This window comes from Campylobacter concisus, assembly GCF_902460715.1.
GTDB lineage: Bacteria > Campylobacterota > Campylobacteria > Campylobacterales > Campylobacteraceae > Campylobacter_A > Campylobacter_A concisus_AK.
Genome location: NZ_CABPUX010000001.1, coordinates 724,737 through 751,081 on the forward strand (window position 1 = coordinate 724,737; position 26,345 = coordinate 751,081).

24 protein-coding genes are annotated in these 26,345 nt (G+C 41.0%); 1 reads left to right on the forward strand and 23 read right to left on the reverse strand.

Features of this window, described 5'->3' with window-relative positions; translation table 11 throughout:
- Positions 1–54: 54 nt before the first annotated feature.
- From hisA to galE, 20 genes are read right to left on the reverse strand one after another with little or no spacing between them, the layout of a single operon-like run.
- Positions 55–765 (reverse strand): 1-(5-phosphoribosyl)-5-[(5-phosphoribosylamino)methylideneamino]imidazole-4-carboxamide isomerase, encoded by a 711-nt coding sequence (hisA, locus tag F3G91_RS03575; RefSeq protein WP_103650434.1) that lies wholly within the window; start codon positions 763–765, stop codon positions 55–57.
- Positions 765–1,376 carry an imidazole glycerol phosphate synthase subunit HisH gene (gene hisH, locus F3G91_RS03580; RefSeq protein WP_103650433.1) on the reverse strand — a complete coding sequence of 204 codons (612 nt, stop codon included), beginning with the start codon at positions 1,374–1,376 and terminating at the stop codon, positions 765–767. The genes hisA and hisH overlap by 1 nt, the downstream gene beginning before the upstream one ends.
- Positions 1,373–2,269, reverse strand: a complete 897-nt coding sequence (locus tag F3G91_RS03585) for a PDC sensor domain-containing protein (RefSeq protein WP_103620578.1) — start codon at positions 2,267–2,269, stop codon at positions 1,373–1,375. Before F3G91_RS03585 ends, hisH begins: the two co-directional genes overlap by 4 nt.
- 2 nt (positions 2,270–2,271) lie before the next feature.
- The gene (gene pglF / locus F3G91_RS03590) at positions 2,272–4,053 is read right to left on the reverse strand and encodes a UDP-N-acetylglucosamine 4,6-dehydratase (configuration-retaining) (protein WP_149700709.1); all 1,782 of its coding nucleotides are present in this window, start codon (positions 4,051–4,053) and stop codon (positions 2,272–2,274) included.
- Positions 4,054–5,145 carry a UDP-N-acetylbacillosamine transaminase gene (gene pglE, locus F3G91_RS03595; protein ID WP_103594142.1) on the reverse strand — a complete coding sequence of 364 codons (1,092 nt, stop codon included), beginning with the start codon at positions 5,143–5,145 and terminating at the stop codon, positions 4,054–4,056.
- Between the two features lie 49 nt (positions 5,146–5,194).
- Positions 5,195–5,785 (reverse strand): UDP-N-acetylbacillosamine N-acetyltransferase, encoded by a 591-nt coding sequence (pglD, locus tag F3G91_RS03600; RefSeq protein WP_149700710.1) that lies wholly within the window; start codon positions 5,783–5,785, stop codon positions 5,195–5,197.
- The gene (gene pglC, locus F3G91_RS03605) at positions 5,772–6,377 is read right to left on the reverse strand and encodes an undecaprenyl phosphate N,N'-diacetylbacillosamine 1-phosphate transferase (RefSeq protein WP_149700711.1); all 606 of its coding nucleotides are present in this window, start codon (positions 6,375–6,377) and stop codon (positions 5,772–5,774) included. The genes pglD and pglC overlap by 14 nt, the downstream gene beginning before the upstream one ends.
- Positions 6,370–7,485, reverse strand: a complete 1,116-nt coding sequence (pglA, locus tag F3G91_RS03610; protein ID WP_149700712.1) for a N,N'-diacetylbacillosaminyl-diphospho-undecaprenol alpha-1,3-N-acetylgalactosaminyltransferase — start codon at positions 7,483–7,485, stop codon at positions 6,370–6,372. Before pglA ends, pglC begins: the two co-directional genes overlap by 8 nt.
- A 2-nt stretch (positions 7,486–7,487) precedes the next feature.
- Positions 7,488–9,587 (reverse strand): STT3 domain-containing protein, encoded by a 2,100-nt coding sequence (locus F3G91_RS03615; protein WP_149700713.1) that lies wholly within the window; start codon positions 9,585–9,587, stop codon positions 7,488–7,490.
- Complete coding sequence (pglJ, locus tag F3G91_RS03620) at positions 9,580–10,704, reverse strand: N-acetylgalactosamine-N,N'-diacetylbacillosaminyl-diphospho-undecaprenol 4-alpha-N-acetylgalactosaminyltransferase (protein WP_149700714.1); 1,125 nt, start codon at positions 10,702–10,704, stop codon at positions 9,580–9,582. Before pglJ ends, F3G91_RS03615 begins: the two co-directional genes overlap by 8 nt.
- Entirely contained in the window at positions 10,701–11,744 is a 1,044-nt protein-coding gene (locus F3G91_RS03625; protein ID WP_149700715.1) for a glycosyltransferase, read from the reverse strand. Before F3G91_RS03625 ends, pglJ begins: the two co-directional genes overlap by 4 nt.
- Complete coding sequence (locus tag F3G91_RS03630; protein ID WP_149700716.1) at positions 11,741–12,799, reverse strand: glycosyltransferase; 1,059 nt, start codon at positions 12,797–12,799, stop codon at positions 11,741–11,743. Before F3G91_RS03630 ends, F3G91_RS03625 begins: the two co-directional genes overlap by 4 nt.
- A complete protein-coding gene (locus F3G91_RS03635; protein WP_149700717.1) occupies positions 12,796–13,728 on the reverse strand; it encodes a glycosyltransferase family 2 protein in 933 nt (310 codons plus the stop codon). Before F3G91_RS03635 ends, F3G91_RS03630 begins: the two co-directional genes overlap by 4 nt.
- Positions 13,729–14,490, reverse strand: coding sequence for a glycosyltransferase family 25 protein (locus F3G91_RS03640; RefSeq protein ID WP_149700718.1), 762 nt, complete (start codon positions 14,488–14,490; stop codon positions 13,729–13,731). It lies immediately after the preceding gene.
- Positions 14,491–16,008 (reverse strand): MATE family efflux transporter, encoded by a 1,518-nt coding sequence (locus F3G91_RS03645; RefSeq protein ID WP_149700719.1) that lies wholly within the window; start codon positions 16,006–16,008, stop codon positions 14,491–14,493.
- On the reverse strand, positions 16,008–18,137 hold the full coding sequence (locus tag F3G91_RS03650; protein ID WP_149700720.1) for an STT3 domain-containing protein: 2,130 nt from the start codon (positions 18,135–18,137) through the stop codon (positions 16,008–16,010). The genes F3G91_RS03645 and F3G91_RS03650 overlap by 1 nt, the downstream gene beginning before the upstream one ends.
- An 8-nt stretch (positions 18,138–18,145) precedes the next feature.
- Complete coding sequence (locus F3G91_RS03655; RefSeq protein WP_002939912.1) at positions 18,146–19,378, reverse strand: nucleotide sugar dehydrogenase; 1,233 nt, start codon at positions 19,376–19,378, stop codon at positions 18,146–18,148.
- Positions 19,375–19,818 carry an ecotin gene (locus F3G91_RS03660; protein WP_149700721.1) on the reverse strand — a complete coding sequence of 148 codons (444 nt, stop codon included), beginning with the start codon at positions 19,816–19,818 and terminating at the stop codon, positions 19,375–19,377. Before F3G91_RS03660 ends, F3G91_RS03655 begins: the two co-directional genes overlap by 4 nt.
- Positions 19,815–21,137 carry a UDP-glucose dehydrogenase family protein gene (locus F3G91_RS03665; RefSeq protein ID WP_149700722.1) on the reverse strand — a complete coding sequence of 441 codons (1,323 nt, stop codon included), beginning with the start codon at positions 21,135–21,137 and terminating at the stop codon, positions 19,815–19,817. Before F3G91_RS03665 ends, F3G91_RS03660 begins: the two co-directional genes overlap by 4 nt.
- 8 nt (positions 21,138–21,145) lie before the next feature.
- Positions 21,146–22,129: a UDP-glucose 4-epimerase GalE gene (galE, locus tag F3G91_RS03670; protein ID WP_149700723.1), complete on the reverse strand. Its 984-nt coding sequence runs from the start codon at positions 22,127–22,129 to the stop codon at positions 21,146–21,148.
- A 190-nt stretch (positions 22,130–22,319) separates the two neighbouring features.
- On the opposite strand from galE, the gene F3G91_RS03675 reads away from it, so the two are divergent.
- Positions 22,320–23,360, forward strand: a complete 1,041-nt coding sequence (locus F3G91_RS03675) for an LLM class flavin-dependent oxidoreductase (protein WP_149700724.1) — start codon at positions 22,320–22,322, stop codon at positions 23,358–23,360.
- Here the strand turns inward: F3G91_RS03675 and F3G91_RS03680 are convergent.
- The 3 genes from F3G91_RS03680 to F3G91_RS03690 are packed head-to-tail and all read right to left on the reverse strand — an operon-like array spanning position 23,357 to position 26,309.
- Positions 23,357–24,223 (reverse strand): DNA ligase, encoded by an 867-nt coding sequence (locus F3G91_RS03680; RefSeq protein WP_149700725.1) that lies wholly within the window; start codon positions 24,221–24,223, stop codon positions 23,357–23,359. The two genes, F3G91_RS03675 and F3G91_RS03680, sit on opposite strands and share 4 nt — an antisense overlap.
- Positions 24,220–25,278, reverse strand: coding sequence for an NAD-dependent epimerase (locus tag F3G91_RS03685; protein ID WP_149700726.1), 1,059 nt, complete (start codon positions 25,276–25,278; stop codon positions 24,220–24,222). The genes F3G91_RS03680 and F3G91_RS03685 overlap by 4 nt, the downstream gene beginning before the upstream one ends.
- A gap of 20 nt (positions 25,279–25,298) precedes the next feature.
- A complete protein-coding gene (locus F3G91_RS03690; RefSeq protein WP_149700727.1) occupies positions 25,299–26,309 on the reverse strand; it encodes a 3'-5' exonuclease in 1,011 nt (336 codons plus the stop codon).
- Positions 26,310–26,345 lie beyond the last annotated feature (36 nt).

Below are 26,345 nucleotides of genomic sequence, written 5' to 3' on the forward strand. Positions count from 1 at the left end.
TTTTAGTAAAAATTGCCCTATTCTAGCTAATTAAAATTTATAAAAGCTTTAACGCTAGCCAACTTGTTTGAAAGCATCTTTTAAATCAAGTCGTCCCTCATAGTAAGCTTTACCAACGATCACACCAGCTATCTCTTTTGTCTCTTTTAGCGCCAAAATGTCGTTTATATCGCTCACACCGCCACTTGCTATGGTCTCAAGCTTGCTGCTTCTAGCTATTTGCAAGCTAAAATCAACATTAACCCCGCCAAGCATTCCATCTTTGTTAATATCGGTGCAAATCACAGCTTCTACACCCACATCTGCAAATTTTTTTGCAAGATCGACTGCTTTTATGCTTGAAACCTCACCCCAGCCTTGCACTGCCACATAGCCATCTTTGGCATCTATGCCAACTACGACTCTGTAAATTCCAGCCATTTTTGCTGTAAATTCTGGATCTTTTAGAGCAACCGAGCCAAGGATCACTCTGCTAACTCCAAGATCCAAATAGCGCTTTATACGCTCTTCATCCCTTATACCACCGCCAACTTGTACCTTTAAATTTGTAGCTTTTACTATCTTTTCTATCGTGTTAAAATTTATAGCTTCCCCTGCAAATGCTCCGTCAAGATCAACCACATGCAGCCATTTTGCGCCGTAATCTTCAAACCTCTTAGCAAGCTCACTTGGCTCACTGCTATAAATTTTAGCGCTTTGCATTAGCCCTTTGCTAAGCCTAACTGCTTGCCCCTCTTTTAGATCTATCGCTGGGAAAATTTCCATCACAACCTCGCAAAATTTTCTAAAATTTTAAGCCCAACCTCGTGGCTTTTTTCTGGATGAGGCTGAAAGCCAAAGAGATTTTCATGCTGCACCGCGCTTGTAAATTCATATCCATAAGTTGTCTTTGCAAGTGCAAATTTATCATCGCAAACCACGTGGTAGCTATGCACAAAGTATAAATACTCAAGCTCTTTTAATCCTAATCTTAAAGCGCTATTTTGTTTAAACTCGAGTGTGTTCCAGCCAACGTGTGGGATCTTTAGTGGTTTATCAAATTTAGTTTCATCAAATTTAACGACCTCTCCTGGCAAAAGAGAAAGCCCCTCATGCTCGCCAAATTCAAAGCTTTTTTCAAACAAAAGCTGCATACCAAGGCAAATTCCTATAAAGGCTTTTCCACTTTTCACAGCCTCTTTTATCGCTTCATCCATGCCGTTAAATTTGAGCTTTTTCATCGCCTCACCAAACGCCCCAACACCTGGTAAAACGATGTGAGAGTGCTCTTTTATGCTCCCAGGCTCACTTAGTAAAACGCACTCATGACCAAGAAATTTAAAAGCATTTATCACGCTTTTGATGTTTCCAGCACCATAATCAATAATAGCAATCATTTGTTCTCTTGTCTTTTTACGCTAAAGAGATAAAAGCTAAGTGCTGCCATCAGCATCGCCACGCCGCCTATTAGATAGATAGCGTTTATGATATTTTCAGGTGCAGTGATAGCAAATTTAAACACAAGCATAAGCGCTTCGATCGCAAGTGCGATGATAATTGAGCCGATAAATCTCACCATCGTCTTATAAATAACGCTATTTTCTTCGTGATTTTTGCCTAAAACTTCTTCTTCAAATATCGTCTTAACAAGGTCAAAAATGGCAAGAGCCAGCGTTAAAATGATGGTTGATTCAAAAATTTCTTCGACATTTATATGCTCGATGCTCTTTGAGATAAAGCTCTTTACGCCATGCCAAAATAAAAATGCACAGATCATAAAAAGCGATGCACAAAAGAGCGCATAAACTGTCTTTAAAAATCTACCAAAATGCTCCTCTACAAAGCCGCTATCGACCATATTTAGGATATTTTCTAGGCTTATATCGATGCAAGCGATAAATTTAAGCTCATTTTTTTCATTATAGATAGGCACGCTTGCTGTGACGCACAAACCTCCATTTAGGCTTGATGGATATGGATCACTTAAAACGCACCTTTTCTCGCGCACAGCGGTGTAGTAGTATGCCTTGTTTGCGCGGTTTTCACCTTTTGGGATTTTATACTTTTCATTTAGGCTGATCGAGTCTTCGATCTGTATACCATTTTCATCTAAGATGTATAGTGCATCAAAATTTTCTATCTCGTGGCTGATCTTATCAAAGCCAGCTTTTATGTTTTCTAAGCACACTCCAGGCAGTCTGTTTGGCAAATTTCTACTAAATAAATAGCAGATATACGCCCTTGCCTTGTATCTCGTGTCACTAAATCTCTTAATATCTTTTATAACCAAAACTAGCCTTTTAAATTTAATGCATGATTAAACTCTGGCACGATCGCCTTAAGAGCAGGTGCCACCTCGTCATCTTCAAGCAGCAAAAGCCCATTTATCTGTGAATTTAAAAGGGTCAGATCATAAGGCTGTGAGTGTGTCACAAAGATCGACTCATACTTAGTTTGAACGTCATCTTTGTTGATAAGCAGCTCCTCATAAAGCTTCTCGCCAGGTCTAAGCCCTACAAATTCGATGCCCAGATGCTCTTTATTTGAAAGCAGAAGCATCTTTTTAGCAAGATCGACGATCTTAACAGGCTCACCCATATCAAGCACGAAAAGCTCTCCACCTTTTGCGATAGAGGCTGCTTGAAGGACTAGCTGGCACGCTTCAGATGTAAGCATAAAGTATCTTGTGATCTCTGGGTGAGTGACGCTTAAAGGCTTATTTGCAGCGATCTGCGCTTTAAATTTAGGTATGACTGAGCCACTTGAGCCAAGGACGTTACCAAAGCGCACACAAACTATTTCGCACACACCTGCTTCGTTTGAATTTAGCGCATAAAGCTCGCAAACACGCTTAGTTGTACCCATTATGTTTGTTGGGCGCACTGCCTTGTCTGATGAGATCATGACAAATTTCTTAGCACCATATTTTTTAGAAAGATCGACTGCATTTTTTGTGCCAAGGATGTTGTTTTCAACTGCTGAGCGAGGATTTAGCTCGCAAAGTGGCACGTGTTTGTAGGCTGCAGCGTGGATGACGATCTCTGGTCTAAATTCTTCAAAAACCTCTTCAAAGTCTTTTAAATTTGTGATATTTACAAGCTTGCTAACAGTTCTTTTATCTCTTGTATCTTCGCCTATTTTATAAAGGTTAAACTCGCTGTGCTCGACCATTATAAGCTCACTGACGCCATATTTCAAGCACTGCTTACAAATTTCGCTTCCTATACTTCCGCCAGCTCCAGTGACAAGCACTTTTTTATCTTTTAAGAAATTTGAAATAGCTTCTGGATTAAGGTCTTTTGGCTTTCTAGCGAGCAAATCTTCGATCGAGATATCTTTGATCGGCTCATTTTCGATAAGCGAAAAGAGCTTCATATCTCTTATGCCATATCCAGTTAGCTCATCAACTAAAGCTTGAAGCTCGTCTTGATCAAGTGCTAGTGCGATGATAGCAGTCTTTGCGTCGTAGTCTTTTATAAGGCTTGGTATATCTTTTTTATCTTGAACTAAAAATCCATCACAATATGTGCCAACAAGGTCGCTTCTGCCATCTACCACGCCAACTGCGTAGTAGTCAAGATAACCCTGCTTTAAGCCACGCAAGACGTGAAGCGCCTTTGATGTCGCGCCTATAACTATACAAGGCTCGCCTTTATGAGGTCTGTTTGAAAAGTCAAGTGCCATTCGTTTTGAAATTCTCAATATTCCAATAAATAAGCATGATATGAGCATATCTATCAAAATAACACTTCTTGGATACATCGCAAATATGTCTTGCAATACAAAGAATAGTGGCGTAAATAAGATCGCTGCACAAACGTGAGCTAGGAAAATTTTACGAGCTTCATTTAAACCAAAAAATCTCCACGGCACCTTGTAAATTTTAAACATCCACATAAAAAAGAGCTTAAATACGATCAAAAATCCAGCCGTTACAAAAAGCCCTTGCACGTAGATATCTGGGATATCGGCATTAAATCTTAAAAGATAAGCCGCATATATCGAAAAAACAAATATAAAAACATCGCCAAGAAGGAAAAATACGAGCCTTTTTAACTTCGTTGCATGAAACATTTACGCATTTTCCTTGACTATTTTTATCACTCTTTCTTGTGTCTGCTCGCTCATATCGCTGCCGCTTGGTAAGCAAATTCCTCTTGAAAATAGATCTTCGCTATATCCATCAACAAAGCTTAACGCACCTTTAAAGACAGGCTGCAAGTGCATAGGCTTCCAAAGTGGGCGGCTCTCGATGTTTGCATCAGCTAGTGCTTTTATAACTTTTAAATGTGCATCTTTTTTAGCAAAAACGCCAGTTGTGAGCCATCTGTTTCCACGAGAATTTGGTAGCTCTGGCATAAATTCTAAAATATCGCCAAGCTCTTTTTCATAAATTTCAAATACTTTTCTCTTTTGCTCGACTCTTTTTTCTAAAACCTCCATCTGAGCCACGCCAATAGCGCCTAAAACGTTGCTTAAGCGGTAGTTGTAACCGTAGTCTTTGTGCTCGTAGTGAAGCAAAGGTTCTCTTGCTTGCGTGCTGTAAAATCTAGCTTTTTCTACAAATTCGCTATCTCCAACCAACATGCCGCCACCTGAAGTGGTGATGATCTTGTTGCCATTAAAGCTATATCCGCCCATCACGCCAAATGTGCCAAGTGCCTTGCCGCCGTAAAATCCACCAAGTGCTTCAGCTGCATCTTCGACCAAAGCGATGCCTTCATTTTGGCAAATTTCGCAAATTTCTTTCATCTTTGAAGCTTGTCCGTAAAGATGAGTGACGACTAGCGCTTTTGGCTTTTTAGGTAAATTTGAGATCGCTTTTTTAAGTAGCTCTGGGCTTAAATTCCAGCTCTCGTCGCAGTCAATAAAGACTGGAGTTGCCTTTTCATAAAGTATCGGCGAGACTGAAGCCATGAAAGTAAAGCTAGAAGCCAGCACAAGATCGCCCTCTTTTACGCCAAGGACGCGCAGTGCTAGGTGAAGTGCCGCGGTTCCAGCGCATAGTGCAAGCGCATCTTTGGCGCCAGTATAAGCCTTTATGCTATCTTCAAATTTATTGACATATTCGCCAAGTGGCGCTATGTAGTTGCTTTCAAAAACTTTTTTTATATATTCTTGCTCTTTTCCACTCATATTTGGTGGAGATAAAAAAACCCTATCCATTTTCATACCTTTCGTGATTTTTTGGCGATTTTAGCACTTATTTTTAAATTTATATCTTAGCGCGCTCACATGCAGGCACGCCATACGCCTTTATGCCGTCCTTTATATCTCTAACGACCACGCTTCCAGCGCCGATGATGCAGTTTTTGCCGATCTTTATGCCTTGAATGACGCTTGAGCCAATGCCAACATGCGTAAATTCACCCACGCTCACATTTCCAGCAAGGGCTGCATTTGGGCTGATGTGAGCAAATTTACCTATCACGCACTCATGCTCTATCACCGCGCCAGAGTTTATAATAGCGCCCTCTTTTATGCGAGCTTTTGCGTTTATCACGGCATTTGGCATGACAACCACACCTTTTTCTATCACAGCACTTTTGCTCACGACCGCGCTTTTATGGATCAAATTTACTATCTCAAAGCCAACATCCTCGACCTTTTGGCTGATCTTTTGCCTTGTTTTATTATCACCTATGGCTATTATGATGTCAGCTTTTTCAAGCTCTGGGCTAAATTTACACTCACTAGCATCATCTAAAAAAACTATCTCATCATAGCCATTATCTCTAGCGATGTCAGCGATCACAAGCCCATGCCCACTCGCGCCGTAGATGTAAATTTTCTTAGTTTTTGCCATTAAATTTCTCCGTTGTCGCCTGCCCTTCTTTGCTTACACCACTTCGTTTTAGCACCTTTTCTATTGTCTGCAAAGCGATCTTTGTATCAAGCATAAAGCTTAAGTTTTTAGCGTAATAGACGTCGTATTCAAATTTTTTCTCCCAGCTTATGGCGTTTCTGCCATTTACCTGCGCAAGGCCCGTGATACCGGGGCGCACGTCGTGGCGATGCTTTTGCGTTTCGTTATAGATGGGTAGATACTCAACCAAAAGCGGCCTTGGTCCAATAAAGCTCATGTCGCCCTTTAGCACGTTAAAGAGCTGTGGTAGCTCATCAAGGCTAAGAGAGCGGATCAGTTTGCCAAATTTACCAAGACGCTGCTCATCTGGCAAGAGCTCGCCATTTGCGTCACGCTCGTCGCTCATCGTCTTAAATTTATAAATTTTAAAAATTTTCTCATTAAGCCCTGGTCTTGCCTGCGTAAAAATGACATCACGGCTAACCTTAAAATAGATAAAAATCGCCGTTGCTATGATAATAGGCGATGTTAAAATGAGCAAAAACAAAGCCCCCAAAATATCAATCACCCTTTTTAAAAAATTTCTATACATCTATAAATTTCCTATAAATTTCTATATATCTTTTTGCGATTTGCTTCTCGTCAAACTCGCTAACCGCCCAGTTTCTGCCATTTTGTCCAAGCTTAGCGCAAAGCTCCTCATTATCAAGCAAAATTTTGATCTTTTCTGCTAGATCGCTTGCGTCTTTTACCTTGCATAAAAGTCCGTTGTAGCCATCTTTTACAGCTTCATTGCAGCCTGTCACGTCACTTGCAACGACTGCTTTAGCCATACTCATCGCCTCTAAAACCGTTCTTGGAAAGCCCTCTTTATAACTTGGCAAAGCAAGTAAATAAGAAGCCTTTAAAAGCTGTGGTATGTCGTTTCTGGCTCCTAAATATCGCACTTTGCCACCTTTTAAAAAGCTCTCGTCCGCGGTTGATTTATTGCCAGCAAAGCCTTCGCCAACAAAGACAAATTCGCAGTTTTTGTAACCATTTAAAATTTCTGCTGCCTCGTAAAATTCACGAACACCCTTGTGCCACATGGCTCTTGCGATCATTAAAATAACCTTTTTTTCACCAAGGTCAGCCGCCTGCGTGATAGCTGGGTCAAATTTAGCAGTATCCACGCCGACACTTTTTATGCGGTACACTTTGCTTTTATCTATCAAATTTTTAGAGATCAGATAGTCTGGATCTGCGTCATTTACGAAGATACAAGCATCAGCCTTTGCAAAAGAGAGCTTATAAAGACTCTCCATGACAAAACGTACGGCCTTTGTCTTAAGATCATCATCGATATAAAAGCTGCCAAGCCCTTCAACCAAATTTATCACGTGCTTTATGCCAGCATTTTTAGCGGCAAATGTGCCAAAGACATTTGACTTGTGAGCGCCAGTTTGCAGCAGGTCTAAATTTAACTCACCTAAAATTTGAGATAGTTTTTTTGAGTTATTTATCACAGTTAGTGGATTTAGGCTAGCCTTATCAAGCTCGTAGGTGACGGTGTGAAAGCTTTTAGCAAGATCATTAGTGAAATTTCCTTTTGGAGCGATAGCAAAAACTTCATGCCCCATATCTTTTAAAGCCTGCATAATAGGGCGTCTAAAAAAGTGTATGCTCATATCAGCGTGGCTTAAAAATCCTATCCTTGCCATCTCTACCTCTTTAGTTTATAAACTTTTGCCGCCCCGTCAAGTATGACTGGCTCAAAGACATTTGGATCGTATCTTTCAAGCACGAAAAGCTGTATGTAGGCGCTATTTAAAATGCTCTCATCAAGGATGATGAATCTGCCATAATCCCTCATATAAATGACAGAAATGTTTGACATTTCGTTATTTTTATACTCTTTTACATTTAGCTTGCCAGCCTCGTTGTAGTCGGTCTCTATGAAAGATCTTAACGGTAAGACCTTGCCATCATAGATCAAACTTGTGACATCGCTTGTTAGTGTAAATCCACCACTTAGCCTAATGCCCTTTTCGCTTTGCGAGATCGCTCTTGTGGTGACAAAAAGTCCGTTGTTTAAATTTTTACCGCTTTTTAGATCGATCTTACTAAACTGCAAAATGGTTGGGAAAATACTAAGCATCCTATCTGGCAGGTAATAATATATCTCTCTGCTCTTTGCTGGCAGGCTAAAATTTGCCTCTTTTATCTCGCTAAAAAACTGATCAACACTTAAATCTCTATCTTTTAAAATTTGAGCCAAGTTGCCATTAAAGTGCTCTTTGAAATTTCGCTCAGTGTATTCTACATCGAGCCTTGCCATATTTGCCGAGCTCATCTCATCGCTTCCAAGAGCAAAGCTCACGGCAAAATTTTCACGTCCGAGGTGCTTTCCGCCGTCAATTAGCGTCTTAACATCGCTGTAATATCTAATCGGATATCCATAGTCCCACCACGCAACCACGTAGTCCTCGCGTCCTGCGATGCCTTTTAGCTTGTTTAAAATTTCAACCTCTTTATTTACAAAGACTGGCTCAGCCTTGTAGCCATAGATGTGAATGAGCGCTGGAGCAAGCACTAAAGCCGCTATGAACGCTCTTATGAGATTTAAAACGGCCTCTTTTAGCTTTAAATTTGCAAGCACAAACTCTAATAAATAGCCAAAACCAAGCGCCATTACAGGCACAGCGTAAATGGTAAATCTAAGACCGCTTTTAAATGCCAAAAAGCCAAGTGCGAGCATGCCAAGCGAAACGGCAAATGAGCGGTGCTTGTAGCAAAACAAAGCGACGCCTGCAAGCGAGATCAAAAATGTGATGACATTTGCGCTGATCCTCTCGCAAAATAGCGTAAAATCAACGACGCTTGACTCTTGGATAGTTTGATTGACATTAAAAAAGTGAAAGCTCATGCCGCCAACTTCAGGCGCATCTCTAAAGACGTAAAATTTAAGTTGAAAGATTATCGGATTTAGCCCGCCACGGACGACAAAGACGATAAATATAACCGCCAAAACGCTAAGAACAAATTTTAAATTTATCACCTCTTTTTTAAGTAGGCAAAGTGCATAAATAACGATAACAACGATAAATTTAAGAGTTAGATCAAGGTTTGAGATAGCAAGTAAAAGCAGCGAAATTTCAAGGTAAAAAAGTGGATTTTTCCTATCAAAAATAAGCGTGTAAAGCAAAAATAGCCCAGTTAAAATGCTAATAAGCGAAAAGGCGCTCATATACCACCACATATAGATAAGCACGCTTAAAGGTGCTATTATCAGGCTCTTTGCGTCCTTTTTCTCAAGCACTCTAACAAGCCCCCAAACGACAAAAACGCTAAGTGGAATGATGAGCATATCAGTGTCGTAGTAACCTGCCATAGTGCGGTTGTAGTAGCTATTTGCGATCACTGCAAGAAGTGCAGCGATGAAGCCAGCCATTTTTGCTTTGTATTCATTTGCGATCAAGACAACAGGCACAGCCACAAGCGATGAGAAAAATACGCTCATATAAATCATCGCCGTCTCAAGTTTGATGCCTAGAAATTTCACGATCCAGTAAGTAAGTGTCGAGAGCGGATAGCCGTAGTAGCTAAGGTCGTTTTCTTGATGAAAGCCAGCTAGCATATCCCTTGCACCCTCGGCAAATGCATAGCCGTCGTTTGTGCTGATCATCAGCTCGTTGTTCCAAAAAAAGACTGGATATTCGCTCGCCCAAAAGACCCAGTAAAGCCTACAAACCATGCCAAAAAGGACCGCGACAAATATCATAAGGTATAAAGAGTAATTTTTAAAAAACAAATTTCTATTCATTAGGATTTTCCAAAAAATTTATAAGCTCGCTCGCTATATTTTCACTATCAAAAAATTTAGCCCGATTATACGCAACATTTTCAAAATTTTGCCTTATCTTTGGCTCGTTAAGCACTTTTATCATCGCCTCTTTCATCGCATTTTCGTCATCGACAGGCACTAAGATGCCAAACTCGCTCTCACCCAAAAGCTCCTTTGCACCGCTCTTGTGCTCAGTTGAGATGATAGTTTTTTCGCATGCAAGTGCCTCAAGCAGGACATTTGAAAAGCCCTCAAAACGCGAAGCACAAAGCAAGCAAGAGGCGTTTTTTATGTGCCTAAAAGGGTTTTTATCAGTGCCAAGAAGCTTTACTCGCTCGCCCACGCCAAATTTATCTATCAAATTTTGAAGCTCGTCCTTTAAAGGCCCTTTGCCAAGGATGCCAAGCGTAGCGCGAGGGTCGCTAATAGAGGCGATTATTTTTATTAGCATGGCTTGATTTTTACCGCTATCAAGGCGGCCTATGTTTATGAAAAATGGCTTAAAGTCGCTCTCAAGCGGCTCATCTTTTAGCAAATTTATAGTTTTTAGATCAAGGGCGTTATAAAGCACCTTTGTTTTTGCCTCGCTCATACCAAAATTTCGCACCAGATCATCTTTGTTGCCAGCTGCATTTGCGAGGATTAGATCAGCCTTTTTATAAAGATGAGTGAGTAAAAATTTATTAACCCTGCCGCTTAGATCGTTTTTATATAAGATCGACGGGCAGCTTCGCTCGCTGATAACCAGCCTAGCCTTTAGCCCTAAAATCCTAGCAACCCCAGCGATGTAGCATGGACGGTTCATCAGCACAAACTGCGTGTCGATGCCTAAATTTTGGCAAAGATTTTTATATTTAAAGGCAAGCATTGGCATCGCTAAAAAGAGCCTTGCAAGCTTCTTTAGCCCGCTCTCGTAAGGATCGCTATTTTCTATAAAGTGGATTTGCACCTCACTTGGGATCTCGTAAGCGATGACCTTGCTCATTAAGATGAGATGAACTTCATAACGTTTGATCAAAAATGGCAGTAAATTTGCCACATTTCGCTCAGCCCCGCCAGGCCCCATCGAGTATAAAAAAACGGCTAATTTTTTCACTTGCTAACAACCTTTTTTATAAATTCTCGCCACTGCTTGATGATATTTTCTTTGCTAAATAAATTTGCACTTTCGCTGGCGTTTTTTGCTAGTTTTTGCCTTAAATTTTCATCTTTTAAAAGCATCTCAAGCTTCTCTTTTAGATCATTTGCGTCGCCGTTTTTAAAGATAAGCCCGTCTGTGCCGTCATTTATAAGCTCTCTTGCGCCCACAGTGTCGCTACTTAGCCTAGCGCAGCCAAATGCGCCTGATTCGATTAACACGTTTGAAAGCCCCTCGCTTCTTGAGCAAAGAGTAAAAATTTTTGCCTCGCTGTAAAGCTTTGCAACGTCGCTCATATGACCTAGAAATTTGACATTAAGCCCTAAATTTAAAGCCATCTCTTTTAGCTGCACTTCCTGTCTGCCACTGCCTGCGATCTTTATCTCCCAGCCATCAAGCAAGCCCTTATCCACCTTGCTAAGCGCCTCAAAATAGATATCATAGCCCTTTACCGCCTCCAGCCTTGCCACGCTTAAGATGACGTTTTGCTTCTCGCAATTTTCAGGCACGTCGATAAAAAGTGGATTATGTATGACCTCGCGATTTTTGGCAAATTTATAGTAGTCGTAGTCGCTTTTACTTAGCACGCTTAAACCATCTACAAATTTATACGAAAAGTCACGCATAGCGCTTGCGACTTTACTTTTTAAGTAGCTATGCTCGTGGTGCTCGGTTGCTATTAGTTTGCTCTTTAGCCCCAAATTTGCCAGCACGCAAGCGACGTTTGTCCAGTCGATAAAGCTAATTATGAGATCAGCTTTTTGCTCCTTAAAAAGCGCTCTAAGAGCGAGGATTTTTTTAAATTTTAAAGCCAGCCCAGAGCCACTCACATTAAGGTTTATGATCTTTGTCTTTTCACTAAATTTATAAAGTCCAAGATCCTCTTCAAGCAGGGCGATAGTGATCTCATTGTCTTTGCAAAGCTCATTTGCAAGCACGTTTAGCACGCGCTCGGCCCCACCATTTCTAAGTGCAGCGATGACAAAAAGAATTTTCACTTCACACCTCCAAGTCTTAAAAGCTCCAGCCATTTTTTATAAATTTGCTCCACGCTAAACTCATCAAGTCTAGCTCTTGCGTTTTTAGCAAATTCGCCCATTTTAGCCTCATTTTGCAGCAAATTTGCAAGCTTTTCGCTCATATGCCCAGCGTCATTTATCTCACAAAGCAAGCCATCAAAACCATCTTTTATAAGCTCTTTTGCCCCGCTAGTTTTTGTCGCAACCCGCACGCAGTCATAGTTTATCGCCTCTATCAATGTGTTTCCAAGACCCTCGAAATTTGAGCAAGATAGCAGCACCTTTGCCCTTTCATAAAGAGAGGCGATGTAGCTTACATTTCCTAAAAACTCCACCTCTGCACCCAAATTTTTAGCTAAATTTTCTAAATTTGACCTCTCGCCGCCATCTCCAGCGACAACAAATTTATAGCCGCTTTGCTTTAAGCTTGCAGCCACTCTTACAAACATTTCGCAGTTTTTTATCTTATTTAGCCTGCCAACAAATATGATCAAATTTTCTTTAGTAAAGCTCTCACTGCGTATCTCTTCAAAGAGCGGGTTGTAAATTTTCATCACATTTTTGCAAAATTTCGAGTAGTAGCCAAGATCCTCGTCGCTTAAGACACTAAGTGCGTTTGCAAATGGATAGCTAAGGCGTCTTAGCACCTTAAAAATGGCTCTTTTTGGCGCAAGATAGTTTGTGTGCTCGCTTATGATAATAGGCGTTTTTAGCCCAGCTGAGCTAAAGAGCACCAAGGTATTTACGGCGTCTAAAAATGATATAACAGCATCAAATTTGCCCTCTTTTATGAGCGCCCTTAAGGCAAGCACCTTTAAAACTCTCTTTTTTAAATTTCCAACCAAGCCAAGCTCATCAGCCCCAACGCCCAAATTTATGAGCTTCACGCCACTTGCCAGCTCGTAAAATGGCTCATCTTTGTCAAATTTAACAAGGCTTACATCATGATCCATGCTAAATCTTGATGCGATCACCGCGCAAACTCTCTCCGCACCGCCACTTCTAAGCGTTGATGTGACAAATAAAACCTTCATACGCCAAACCTTTGTTTTATCTTTACTCTAAGCTTTGAGAGTGCCGGTAAAATGCCACTTGGTAGCGGGCTAAGTAGCAAAAAAATAAACGCTTCTTTACTAAATTTAATGCTAAGACTCTTAAAGATACACCTTAGCATAAGGCCATATTCGCCTGCTATTTTGGCGTAGTAAGCGGCGTTTTTATACTGCATAGCTAGAAATTTTGGCTCATTTTTTATAGCGATGTCGTAGTGCAAATTTGCTGTTTTTATGTAGGCGTTTGCCACGTTTAACGCGTGTTTGCCAGCATTTAGCGTCACACTATCGCTTCTTGCGATACGGTAGATGTAAAGTGGCTTTTTAAGATAAAAGACATTTTTTTCAAAAAAGCGGATATAAAGCTCATTTTCGCCGCCAAAACTGCTCTCATCAAATCTAAAGCCGTCTATAAATTCACGCGAAAAAAGTTTAAAATACTCGCCATTTATCCGCCCGCAGTGATAATCAACCTTGCTCATCGCCCCACTCTTGCTATATGGGCTTCTACCAGCTATCATCTCGGTCATCACGCCATCTTTCTCGCAGATCGCGTCTGCAAAAACGCACGAATACTCGCTACTTTTTAAAATTTCATAGCACACAGCAATCGCCTCTGGCAAAAGCTCATCGTCATCGTCAAGCAAGCAGACAAACTCGCCTGTTGCGTTATCAAAGCCGTTATTTTTGTTGCCATTTGGGCTCTTTTTGTGAGCGCTGTTTTTTACAAATTTGATCCTAGCATCGTTAAAACTCTTACAAATTTCTCTCGCACTCTCGTCATCGCCGTCGTCCGTTACAACTATCTCTAGGTTTTTATAGCTTTGAGCTAGAGCGCTTTTTATGGCCTTTTTTAAAAGCTCTGGACGCTTGTATGTCGCTGTTACGACGCTGATTAATGGCTCACTCATTTAGCCCCTTTTAAAAATTCTCTCATAGCCTTGAAGCTTTTCAAGACGTGAAAAAAGTATAAATTTAATTGTTTTTATGTAAGCCTTTAAATTTGCGCTATATCCCCTCTCAAGGCGCTCGCCCTCGATGTTTGAGCCACTAAGATCTGTTGGGTGTGCAAAAAGATCGCAAAAATACATCTGCATATCATTAACGCCAAGCAAATAGTCCCAAACATCGGTCGTGCAAAGCGCACGTTTGTGAATTTCAAGCAAATTCTTAGCACTTTTTTTAGTTAGCACATAAGCCCCTGCTCTATAAATGCTTGAAAATGAGTGCTTTGAGACCTGCCAAAGTGGCTTACTTAGGCTAGTATCCACCTTTTTGCCAAAGGCGCTAAACCTACCCTCCAGCCCATCTTGCATGCCACATATCAGCACGCTGTTTTCAGGCATCTTGCTAGCTGCTAAAAAGGCCTCTTTTATGGCATTGTCATCTCCTATCACGTCATCTTCAAAGATGAGGGCAAATTTCGCTTCACTTGCCAAAAATGCCTCATAAGCTTTCATGTGCGAGAGCGAGCAGCCAACCTCTGCTGGGCTTAAAACCTTGCCGTAAGCTTTAAATGATGGCGAAATGATCTTATAGTACTCCCTCGCGTTTAGCTCCCTGCCATCAACTGCGTCTATTAGCTTAAAGCTATCATAAGAGCCAAATTTCTGCTGCAAAAGCTCGCGCCTTTTGGTATCTTTTGCCAAAGAGATCAGATAAATTTCATCCATTTAAGACCTTTTAAATTTTTTTAAAATTTTACGCCAGACTATGCCTCGCTCGAAGGCATTAAAAAACAAAAAATATCCCAAAATATAAGCTGCGCTGGCGTATATCGCAGCAAAGATAGCAAATTTTAGCCAGTTATCTAAGCTCACAAAGTCCTTGCAGGCAAACATCGCGAGCATGCAGAGCGCAAAAACGGCTAAATTTTTAAAATAAACTCCGTAAAACGTGGTGAGCTTCACCTCTAAATTTAAAGCAGCATTTATAAGGTCAAAGCCAAGAATTCTTATGCTGTAAAAAACGGCTGCGACGATGACGATACCATAAACGCCGTAGTCACTAAATTTAAGCAGTGCGATCTGCGCTATGATCGTGCTAACGCCAAGGATAGTGTTGGCAATGGCTGGTCGGCGAAGCTTGTTTGTTGCGCTATCAAGGTTAAAAAGCGAAAAAACAAAGCTTATAAAGACGATCGGCACTAGCGTGATCATCGAGACGTTATAGATAAATTTGACCTCGTCAGCACTTTTAAAAGGTAGCCAAAGCGTGTAGAAATCCAGCCCAAAAACGACGAAAAATGCGGCCGGAGCGCTCATCACAAAGGCGATCACCTTCATCGAAAATTTAGCCTCGTTTATGAGGTCCGTGATCAAATTTTTAGAGTAAAGCTCGACAAATTTTGGCGCAAAGATACCGCTAAGCTGCGCTACAAAGCTCTCAAGTATGATAGGAGCGGCCTTGGCTACAGAAAGAAGGCCAGTGGCATTTGCATTTACGAAAATGTTGCAGATAAATAGGTCCATGCCCGTTAAAAGTATGCGATTTAGCGCATTAAAGCTGTTCCAAATACCAGAGCTTAGAAGCTCTTTGATCTTAGAAAAGTCAAATTTACTAAGGCTAAATTTTAGCTCTGGCGTGATGCGAGCTGACATAAAAATGGTGCTAAAAAAGACAAAAAGGCTAGCAACTAGCGCTGAAATGGCGATGTATGAGATAAATGGCTTAAAAAAGAAAAAGAGCGCCACGATGAGGGCTGCTAGGATCGCGCTTGAGATGGCGTTTCTGATGGAGAGTAGGTAGAGCTTGTTTGTCACAAAAGCACAAACCGTCAAAACGCCGTTAAATAGCCCAACGCAGAAATTTATAAAGTAAAAAACAAGGGTCATTCTCACATCAAAGAGTAAATTTTCAGGGACATTTAAAAAGCTTTGCAAATTTAGTATGAAAATGGAGCTAAGTACCACGACAACGGCGCAAAAAAAGATATTTACAACAAGGACTGATGAGTAGTAGGTGTTTGCAAGGCTTAGATCTTTTTTGTGCCACGCATGAGCGACAAAGCGCCCGCTTACCGAGTTTATGGCTACACTTACGACCGCTGCGTAGCTAACTATGGCGTTGCTAAGCCCCACAAAGCCAAATGCCTCGTTGCCAAGGCTTTTTAAGATAAATGGCGTAAGAAAGAAATTTATGCCCATTGATACGACAAAAACGACGATCGAGCTTATTAGATTGATTAGCATTAGACTTTTAACCTGTAAATTTTTACGCCACTTGAGATGATAAATGGCTCAAAGTATCGCTCATTGGCTCGCTCAAATATAAAAAGCTGCACAAGGGCTGAATTTAAGGCATTTTCATCAACTAAAACCACGCGAGCGTAGTCCTCTAAAAACAAAACAGAGATTTTCGCCTTTTCGTCGATAGTTTTCTCGTCTATTTGCAGCTCTTTGCCAGAGCCTTTTATCTTATAAAAGGACTTTACCGCCACTTTTTCGCCATTTTGTGTGATAAATTTTGGCTCTTTTAGCGGCAAAATATAGCCATTTCCAAGGTCTATGCCCGCTTCACTAACGCTATTTATAGGGCTAATGTAGTAAAAAAACTCCTCTTTTGGCCGCTCGCCACTCATAACGTCGATGTAGCTATACCTAAAGATGTTTGGAGCGATATCTATCATGTCTGGCACAAGATAGTAAAAAACCTCTTTTTTTGCCGCTGGCAGAGTGAAATTTGTGCTTTCAAGCTGACCTAAAAAGGTGTTTAGATCGCTTGTGTTGTGATCTTTTAAAATTTCTTCTAGCGCTCTACTCTTTTTCTCAAACGAGATGTCGCTATACTCGCTCACTACTCTAGCTAGCTTGGCTGAGGTTGCCTCATCTTTTCTTAATACAAGGCTAACAAAATAGCTGTTCTCGCCACCTTGCCTGCCAGGATCATTTAGTGTCTTAACATCAGCAAAGTATCTTACCGCATATCCATAATCCCACCATGAAAGCACGTAGTCATCGCGCTTAGCAGCCTTTTTTAACTGATCAAGCGCCATTGCCTCATCGTGCGTGATCAAAGTATGCGGTCTATAAGAGTAAGCGATCTCTAAATTTGGATCAAGTGCAGCAGCTGAAAAGATAAAAAAGGATAAATTTTTAAGAGAATTTCTAAGGTCAAATAAATTTAAAAAAAAGTGTAAGAAATATCCAAAACCAAGTGCAACAAGTGGCGTTATATACATAGCAAATCTAACTCCGCCAAATAGCGATAAAGCACCAAGTCCAAGCAGTGGCAAGCTAAGTAAAAATGGACGAAATTTAAAGCAAAGCGCCAGATATCCAATCACTGCAGCTAGCAAAATAAGGATGTTTCCAGCCATGAAATAGACAAAGTATAAAGGGCTAGCGCTTTTTACCTCGTCAATTAGCGTGTATTCGCTTATAAAGTGAAATTTACTTGCAACCTCTGAACTGCTTTTTAAAACGTAACTGCCAATCTTTGAGACAATAAAATCAAAACCGCCAAAATAGATAAAAATAGCTAGCATAATAGCTAGAAAAATTCTTAAATTTCTAGGTGAAAATAGTTTTTTATATTTGCAAAAAATGACGTAAAATGAAGCAATGACCACTAAATTTAAAATCAAAATTTTATTTGCGATGAGTGGATCTTTTGAAAAAATATTAAAACTAACGATGCTTATAAACATAAAAAATATCGCTTGGTAGTTTTCTATCTTCTTTCGCATAAAAGCAAGCGTGTAGATAAAAAAGATAAAAATGATGCTTAAAATAAGAGCATAAGAGCTTTGATACCACCAAAGATAAAGCGATACAAAAACTCCAGGCAAAACGATAAATTTTTGTTCATTTGCATTTAAAAGTCTGATCAAAAGATAGATGATAAAAAGCGCAAACGTTACATTTAGCATATCGCTATCAAAGTAACCAAGTGACGTTCTTACAAGATAGCCTGGCAAGATAACGCTCATAAATGCCGCCACGGCCCCAGCTTTTAGGGCTTTAAACTCATTTGATATCAAGATAACTGGAAGCGCGATAAGGGGTGCTAAAAGCGCGCTCATATAAAACATCACGCTTTCGATCTTGAAAGGTAAAATTTTGCAAATATAAAAAACTATGGTTGAGATTGAGTGATTAAAGGGGCTAAAGTCATTTTGCTGATGAAAGCCAGCAAGCATATCTCTAGCGCCCTCTGCGTAATAGTATGCGTCATTTGTCGTAAGCATAAATTCGCCATTAAAGTAAAACTCTGGCATATCCTTTGCCCACAATACCCAAAGCATCCTAGCTGCAAATCCAAACAGATAAGCAGCTAGAAAGATAAGTAAAATTTTACAATTTACGCTTACTTTGTGCACTAAATTCCTTACAGCCTAGCGTCAGCCTCTGGGTAGATATTTTTTATATCATAAACCAAGTGGCCTTTTAGGTTGAGCTTTTTAAATTCATTGTGAGCTACTGCGATCACGATGCAGTCATAGTCGTCTAGGTTATACTCTTTTACTAGATCAAAGCCGTACTCGTGTTTTACCTCAGCGCTATCAGCCCAAGGATCAGTCACATCGACCTTGCAACCAAAGTCTTTTAGCTCATCAACCACGTCTATAACGCGAGAGTTTCTTATATCTGGGCAGTTTTCTTTAAATGTCATACCAAGAACAAGCACGCGTGCTTTGTTGATAAGCACACCTTTTCTTATCATTAGTTTGATCACTTGATCGGCTGCGTATCTGCCCATATCATCGTTGATGCGGCGACCTGCTAGGATCATTTCAGGGTTGTAGCCTACCTCTTGAGCTTTGTGAGTTAGGTAGTATGGATCTACGCCGATGCAGTGACCACCGACTAGACCTGGGCGGAAATTTAAGAAATTCCACTTCGTACCTGCAGCCTCAAGCACGTCAATGGTGTTGATATGAAGCTTTTCAAAGAGCATCGCAAGCTCGTTTATAAAGGCGATGTTGATGTCACGCTGAGTGTTTTCGATGACCTTTGCAGCCTCTGCTACTTTGATGCTTGAGGCTTTGTGAGTGCCTGCTGTGATGATCGAGCGGTAAATTTCATCGACCTTATCAGCGATCTCTGGAGTTGAGCCACTTGTGATCTTTTTGATCTTTGTAACAGTGTGTTCTTTATCACCTGGGTTTATGCGCTCTGGAGAGTAGCCGCAGAAGAAGTCTTTGTTAAATTTAAGCCCACTCTTTTCAAGAAGTGGCACGCAAATTTCTTCTGTAACGCCTGGATAAACGGTGCTTTCATAGACAACGATGTCGCCTTTTTTAAGCACCTTTGCCACGCTCTCAGTCGCTTTTACCACTGGAGTTAGATCAGGGCGTTTGTTCTTATCTATCGGAGTTGGGACGGTTACGATGAAGAAGTTGCAACTTCTGATGTCATCTAAATTTAAGCTAAATTTCATGCCATTATCGATCGCTTTTTTCATCTGCTCATTGCTAAGCTCAAGCGTTCTATCATAGCCACTTTTAAGCTCTTCTATACGTTTTGCATTTACGTCAAAGCCGACTACTTCGTACTTTTCACTAAAAGCTGCTGCTAGTGGAAGTCCCACATATCCAAGTCCTACTACTGCTATTTTCATTTCTCTTTCCTTTTTAAAATTTTTGGTTTTATTGTTTTTAAACGTTCATAAATTCTTATCTCTGCGCCCACGCCTTGCGGAGTTACTATCTTAATGGGGCTAATGCCAGGCAAAATTTGAGTAAATTCATAATAAATTTGCCTCTTTTTATTTCTGCCGTTGCAAGGCTTAAGCGGTTCATCATCTGCGCTAAATTCATAATAAACCCCGCTTTTATCCTCTTTTTTATCTAAATGTCCGCCCTCTAGCATAGCAAATTCGCAATCCGTTTGCACCTCTTTAAAAAATGCAGCTTCATATTTAAAATAATCATTCGGCATCTTTGAGACAGGCAGCTCAAAAACCTGTTTTTGCGTCTTTGCTTCACTTTTACCTGTAGCCTCGCTAGCAAAAAGCACAAAAGGTAGCAAACAAGCTATGAGAGATAAAATTGGCTTCACGCTTTGACGCCTATTTGAAAATACTTAAATCCATGCTCAGCCAAAGCTTTAGCGTTATACTGGTTGCGTCCGTCAAATATGACAGCGTTTTTTAGCCTCTCTTTGATCTCCATAAAATCAGGCGATCTAAACTCACTCCACTCAGTCACAAGCACCATTGCATCGGCACCATTAAGAGCGTCATACTTATTTTTAGCATATTTCACATCTAAATTTGGCATATATTTTTTAGCTTCTTCGCTCGCTTTTGGATCGTAAGCGACCACTTTTGCGCCAGCCTCGTCTAAAAGCTTTATCAAAGTTAGCGAACTAGCCTCTCTCATATCATCGGTATTTGGCTTAAACGCAAGCCCCCAAAGTGCGATCGTCTTGCCCTTTAGATCGCCGCCAAAGAAGTTATAAATTTTATCAAAAAGCACTCTTTTTTGAGCCTTATTTCTTGATTCGACCGCGTTTAAAAGCTCTGGCTCAAAGCCATTTTGTCTAGCTGTATAGATGAGCGCCTCGACGTCTTTTGGAAAGCAGCTGCCGCCATATCCGCAGCCTGGATAGATAAAGCTATATCCGATCCTTGAGTCGCTGCCGATGCCTTTTCTTACTAAATTTACATCAGCGCCCACGCGTTCGCAGATATTTGCTATCTCGTTTATAAAGCTTATTTTGGTTGCTAACATCGAATTTGCAGCATATTTTGTCATCTCGGCTGATTTTACGTCCATGCAAATGAGTCTGTCGTGATTTTTCATAAATGGCTCATAAAGCTCTCTCATAACGCTAAAGCCCCACTCGCTGCTAGCTCCGATAACTACGCGATCTGGCTTTAAAAAGTCCTCGACCGCAGCGCCCTCTTTTAAAAACTCTGGGTTTGAGACTACTTCAAATTTAACATCTACATTTCTCTTTTTAAGCTCAGCCTCGATCACCTCATGCACCTTAGCTCCAGTGCCTACTGGAACGGTTGATTTATCGACTACAATTAGCGGTTTGCTTAAATTTTCTCCGATAGATTTCGCAACTGATAGGACATATTTCAAATCCGCCTGCCCATCAGCACCCATAGGCGTGCCAACTGCAATAAATAGCACATCTGCATGCTCTAACGCCTCGGTTATCTGCGTGCTAAATTTAAGCGAACCATTTTTGTAGCACTCACTCACGATATCAGCAAGCCCAGGCTCATATATCGGCACGACGCCGTTTTTTAGCGCCTCGATCTTTTTGCTATCGACATCAATGCAGATGACGCTGTTGCCCATTTTCGCAAAGCATGCACCACTTACTAACCCAACATATCCGGTTCCAATTACTGCTATTTTCATGTTTTCCCCTAAATTCTCTTTTCCCACTCAAGGGCGGTTTTTATGATGAGCGCTAGATCGTCTCTTTTTGGCTTCCAGCTTGTTAGCGAGCGCAGTTTGCTTGCGTTTGAGATGAGGATAGCTGGGTCGCCGTCCCTTCTTGGTGCATTTAGCACCTTAAAATTTACCCCACTTACTTTTTTTGCGGTCTCGATTACCTCTTTTACGCTAAATCCCCTGCCATATCCCACGTTAAAAGTTTCGCTACCATTTTGACTGATGTAATCAAGTGCGCTGATGTGGGCGTCTGCTAGGTCGCTAACGTGGATGTAGTCTCTTACGCATGTGCCATCTTTTGTCGCGTAATCATCGCCAAAGATACCCATGCTATCGCGCTTGCCAAGTGCTGTTTGAACGGCTACTTTGATAAGGTGAGTGGCGTTTGGATAGTTTTGACCGATAAGCCCCTCCTCGTCTGCGCCTGCGACGTTAAAATAGCGCAAAATCGCAAATTTGAAATTTTCATTTGACGTAGCGTAGTCTTTGATGATCTGCTCGCTCATTAGCTTGCTTCTGCCGTATGGATTTATCGGATTTGTAGCTGTCGTTTCGCTCACCTCCGCCACATCTGGCTCGCCATAAACTGCGGCAGTTGAGCTAAATATAAATTTATTTACATTGTAAGTTTTTGCATATCTTAGCACCCTTGCGACGTTTGCGGTGTTGTTTAGATAGTATTTTAGCGGCTCGCTCATGCTCTCAAAGACCTCGATAAACGCTGCAAAATGGATGATCGCATCAAATTTGCCATTTGCAAAAATTTCGCTTAGATCATCCTCTAAATTTGCGTTTATAAATTTGAAATTTCCTATCTTTTGGAGTGCCTCAAGTGCTTTTTGTGAGCCCTTGCAGAGATTGTCGATGATGGTTATCTCATCTTTGCCTTGCTTTAAAAGTGCTTTTACTACGTGGCTGCCGATATATCCAGCTCCACCTGTTACTAAAATCTTCAAGTTTAAGCCTTTCATAAAAAAGTGGTTAATTTTATCAAAAATAGAGTAAAGCAAAAGTAAAGCAAGGTTAGTTTTTAAATTTTGCTTGAAAGCTGCGTGGATAGGTCTTTGCCTTTATAAATTTAAAATAGACTTACAATCTATTTTAAATTTAATCTTTATAATCCCTCATCTACAAAAAAGGACAAAAATGAATGTTTCAATCTTAAATTTACTACCGATAAAACAAGGCGGTGACGCAAAAGAAGCCATAGATGCGGCCGTCAGACTGGCTAAATTTGCCGAGAATATCGGCATAAATCGCTACTGGGTTGCCGAGCATCACAACATGCAAAATTTAGCAAGCTCAGCCACGCAGCTCATCATCGCGCACATCTTAGAGCATACAAAAAGCCTTCGTGTGGGCTCTGGTGGCGTGATGCTACCAAACCACAGCCCCTACTCTATCGCCGAGCAGTACGCCACTCTTGAGACTCTATATCCAAACCGCGTCGATCTTGGACTAGGCAGAGCTCCAGGGACTGACCAAGAGACAGCTGCGGTGCTTAGACGAGGCGCAAGAGAGATGGAATTTAACATGCAGATAAACGAGCTAATGGACTATTTTAACGCCAAAAGAGCCGTAAAAGCCTATCCAAAAATTGAAAAATTTCCGCCTATTTATATACTTGGATCAAGCATATATAGCGCATACGTGGCGGCTGAGTTTGGCCTGCCTTACGCCTTTGCCTCGCACTTTGCACCACATGCGCTAGAAAAAGCGGTAGAAATTTATCGTCAAAATTTCAAACCATCGCCCTTTTTAAAAGCACCCTATGTCATCGCAGGAGCAAATGTGATAATAGCCCAAAGTGACGAGCTAGCAAAGAGTTTAGCCACTACGCAAACGCAGTTTTTCTTAAACATAGTAACTGGCGAAAAAGAGTATTTGCAACCACCAAAAAAGGATAACGACGAAGTATTTGCTGCGTCTTACAAAACAGGTGCCAAAGCTCCACATTTTGGACCGATCGACTTTAGGCAAATAGAGCTAAAAAATAGAGAAAGAAGCGTCACGGAAGAGATGATGGCGTGCTCTTTTATAGGCTCAAAGCAAAGCGTTAAAGAGCAAATTTTAGAGTTTCAAAACAGACTTGAAGTCGATGAGATCATGGCTCAAAGCTTTATTTTTGATGAAAGGGCGCAGCTTGACTCTTTTAGGGCGTTAAAAGAGATCGCGGACAAAATTTAATCCTCTCTAATCCTTAAAAATATTGGAAATCTTGGCTTGCCATTAGAGGTTAAATTTTGAAATTTATATGTGATGATAGAGCCTATCTTTGGGGGATCTTGACGGTTTTTGTCACTTAGTCCTGAGCCTATTTTAAAGATAGTGCCCTCTTTTGGCTCGCCAGCTTTTTCTTTATCATCTTTGCTACCAAGTGCCTTGCAGGTAAGCGAGCCAGCAAAATTTGCGTATTTGCCGCTGCCTTTATTTACGGCGATAACCTCACACTCGGCGTCTTTAAATTTCTTAAATTTGAGCGCATTTTTGCTTCGTTTTCGCTCGTATGGCGCATTTGGCTCACGCACGACTGCCCCCTCGCCGCCTTTTGCGATGATACTTTCAGCAAATTTTAAAAATTGAGCGTTATTACGCATTTTTATCTGCTTTATGATGATCAAATTTTGATTTGGTTTATTTTTTAGAAATTTAGCCAAAATTTCCAGTCTGGTAAGTAGTCCGCCGCTCGCCTCTGGCACGTCAAAAACGTGAAATTTAAGCCTGCTCCACGCCTTTTCATCTGGCAGCTTATCCATCACGCTTGCTTGAATCTCTTCAAATTTAAGCTCCTTTGCGTAAAGCTCACCATCAAGTGCAAATTTGGGGAAATTTTTAGTAAAACTTAGCGGTGCATTTAACTTTTTGCCCTGCCTTGAGAGCAAATTCTCTCCGTCCCAGTAGGCACGCACGCCATCAAGCTTCTCGCTAGCTAACCAGCCACTGACGTTTTGATCTTTAAATTCGCTAAGGCGTAGCAACTCAAGCTTGCCCTGCCCTGCTCCAAAGGCAAAGCTAAGGCAAAATACTAAGAAAATGGCTATAAATTTCAAATTTTTATGCCGTAAAACTCGCTATACCACTCGACAAATTTAGCCACGCCGTCATTTACCTTTGTATTTGGCTTATAGTCAAAGTCAGTCACTAAATCGCTCACATCAGCAAATGTCGCTGGCACGTCGCCTGCTTGAAGTGGGAGAAAATTTTTCTTGATCTCGCGGCCGATCTTTATCTCAACTGCCTTGATGTAGTCCATGAGCTCAACTGGGCTGTTGTTACCGATATTATAGACCTTAAACGGCGCTTTTGAAGTGGCAGGGTCTGGGTGCTTTGCGTCCCAGTTTGGATTTGACTTAGCAGGGTTATCTATGCATTTAATGATGCCCTTTACGATGTCGTCCACGTATGTAAAGTCGCGCTTCATCTTGCCATAGTTAAAGACGTCAATGGTTTTATCTTTAAGCGCGGCATCAACAAACAAAAATAGCGCCATATCAGGGCGTCCCCACGGTCCATAAACCGTAAAAAAGCGAAGTCCAGTCGTTGGCACGTTAAATAGGTGGCTATAAGTGTGCGCCATCATCTCGTTGCTCTTTTTGGTCGCTGCGTAGAGGCTTATAGGGTGATTGACCGCTTCGTGCGTAGAAAATGGCATGTTTTCATTTAAGCCATAAACCGAGCTAGAGCTTGCATAGACTAGGTTTTTGATCTCATTGTGGCGGCAGCACTCGAGGATATTCATAAAGCCTATGATGTTGCTATCGATGTAGGCTTTTGGGTTTATGAGCGAGTAGCGAACGCCAGCTTGTGCGGCTAAATTTACCACTACGTCAAATTTCTCTTTAGTAAAAAGCTCTTTCATCGTCTTTTCATCAGCAAGGTCTGCTTTTATAAATTTTAAATTTGGATGCGTTTTTGAGGTGATAAGTTTGCCGTAGTCTATCTCGCTCACGTCAAAACCAGCCGTTTTTAGGCGTGCAAGCTTTAAATTTACGTCGTAATAGTCATTTATCACGTCATATCCAACAACCTCATCTCCGCGTGCCACAAGGGCATTTGCAAGGTGAAATCCTATAAATCCAGCTGTTCCAGTTACTAAAATTTTCATATTTTTCCTTTCATTTTGGCTTATTCGTCGTCTAAATTTATCTCAGGCACTTTCTCTTCAAAAAGTGTCTTGCTCTTTGGCTCTTTTGGCTTTAGATCGCTTGCTTTTTTAAGTAGACCGCCCAGCATATCGCGGTTTAGCTCCTCTTTACTAATCGGCCTTACCTCATCAAATTCACTAAATTCCAAAGCCTCTTTATCTACCTTTATCTCGTAGTCTAGCTTGCCAGAAATTCTTTCTAGCTCGTCGCTTATCGCAGAGCAAAAGACCTCAGTGTATCCCCTGTGAGCGCAGTTTTTGGCTAGAAATTCACTCATCACATTTAGGTGATTTATGTAGTCATCTTGCAAGATATTTGCCTGCAAAAGCTCAAATTTCAAAAATAGCCAGTAGGTGTTAAGCACGTCACTTTCGCAGTATTCGTTTATCTTATCAAGCTCGCCAGCATAGTATAGCTCAAGCACCTGATCGCCGTGCACGTCGTATTTGCCAGGTAAATTTAAGCTAGCACAAAGAGTATCGAGTTTTAGCCCTCTAACACTTCCAAAATCGCTTATAAAATCAAGCAGATCAAGGTGAAATTTAGGCGAATATCTAGCTCTATAATTTTCCCATTTATTTTTGTTTAGCTCTTTGTTTTCGCTCTCGTAATAAGCCGCTGCATTTAGGTTGTAGCGCATCGCACGTACCATTAGCATCGGCAGGTCAAAGCCGCGGCCATTAAAGCTAACAAGCCTTGGGTTGTAATCATTTATAAATTTTAAAAATTTAGCGATGATCTCGCGCTCGTCCTTGCCCTCCATCGTGCTGACTTTTAAAAATTTGCCATATTCATCGGCCATCACCGCAGAGATCGCGACCACTCTATGAAACATCACAGGCAAAAAGTCACTACCACTGGCCTCTTTTTGCAATGCCATCGCCTGCACGCTCACATCTTCGTCGCTTCCGTCAATGCCGTAAATTTTTCTTATCAAATTTGCATCAGGTATCGTCTCGCAGTCAAAGACGCAGATGTAACTTTTCGCCATTTTAGCCCTTTTTTAAGCATTTTTTTTTAAAATCAT

Excerpts from the sequence above, each read along its gene's own strand:
- hisA (WP_103650434.1), bottom strand. The coding sequence starts at position 765 with ATGGAAATTTTCCCAGCGATAGATCTAAAAGAGGGGCAAGCAGTTAGG.
- hisH (WP_103650433.1), bottom strand. The coding sequence starts at position 1,376 with ATGATTGCTATTATTGATTATGGTGCTGGAAACATCAAAAGCGTGATA.
- pglF (WP_149700709.1), bottom strand. The coding sequence starts at position 4,053 with ATGTTTCATGCAACGAAGTTAAAAAGGCTCGTATTTTTCCTTCTTGGC.
- pglE (WP_103594142.1), bottom strand. The coding sequence starts at position 5,145 with ATGGATAGGGTTTTTTTATCTCCACCAAATATGAGTGGAAAAGAGCAA.
- pglD (WP_149700710.1), bottom strand. The coding sequence starts at position 5,785 with ATGGCAAAAACTAAGAAAATTTACATCTACGGCGCGAGTGGGCATGGG.
- pglC (WP_149700711.1), bottom strand. The coding sequence starts at position 6,377 with ATGTATAGAAATTTTTTAAAAAGGGTGATTGATATTTTGGGGGCTTTG.
- pglA (WP_149700712.1), bottom strand. The coding sequence starts at position 7,485 with ATGGCAAGGATAGGATTTTTAAGCCACGCTGATATGAGCATACACTTT.
- F3G91_RS03615 (WP_149700713.1), bottom strand. The coding sequence starts at position 9,587 with ATGAATAGAAATTTGTTTTTTAAAAATTACTCTTTATACCTTATGATA.
- F3G91_RS03630 (WP_149700716.1), bottom strand. The coding sequence starts at position 12,799 with ATGAAGGTTTTATTTGTCACATCAACGCTTAGAAGTGGCGGTGCGGAG.
- F3G91_RS03635 (WP_149700717.1), bottom strand. The coding sequence starts at position 13,728 with ATGAGTGAGCCATTAATCAGCGTCGTAACAGCGACATACAAGCGTCCA.
- F3G91_RS03640 (WP_149700718.1), bottom strand. The coding sequence starts at position 14,490 with ATGGATGAAATTTATCTGATCTCTTTGGCAAAAGATACCAAAAGGCGC.
- F3G91_RS03645 (WP_149700719.1), bottom strand. The coding sequence starts at position 16,008 with ATGCTAATCAATCTAATAAGCTCGATCGTCGTTTTTGTCGTATCAATG.
- F3G91_RS03655 (WP_002939912.1), bottom strand. The coding sequence starts at position 19,378 with ATGAAAATAGCAGTAGTAGGACTTGGATATGTGGGACTTCCACTAGCA.
- F3G91_RS03665 (WP_149700722.1), bottom strand. The coding sequence starts at position 21,137 with ATGAAAATAGCAGTAATTGGAACCGGATATGTTGGGTTAGTAAGTGGT.
- F3G91_RS03675 (WP_149700724.1), top strand. The coding sequence starts at position 22,320 with ATGAATGTTTCAATCTTAAATTTACTACCGATAAAACAAGGCGGTGAC.
- F3G91_RS03685 (WP_149700726.1), bottom strand. The coding sequence starts at position 25,278 with ATGAAAATTTTAGTAACTGGAACAGCTGGATTTATAGGATTTCACCTT.
- F3G91_RS03690 (WP_149700727.1), bottom strand. The coding sequence starts at position 26,309 with ATGGCGAAAAGTTACATCTGCGTCTTTGACTGCGAGACGATACCTGAT.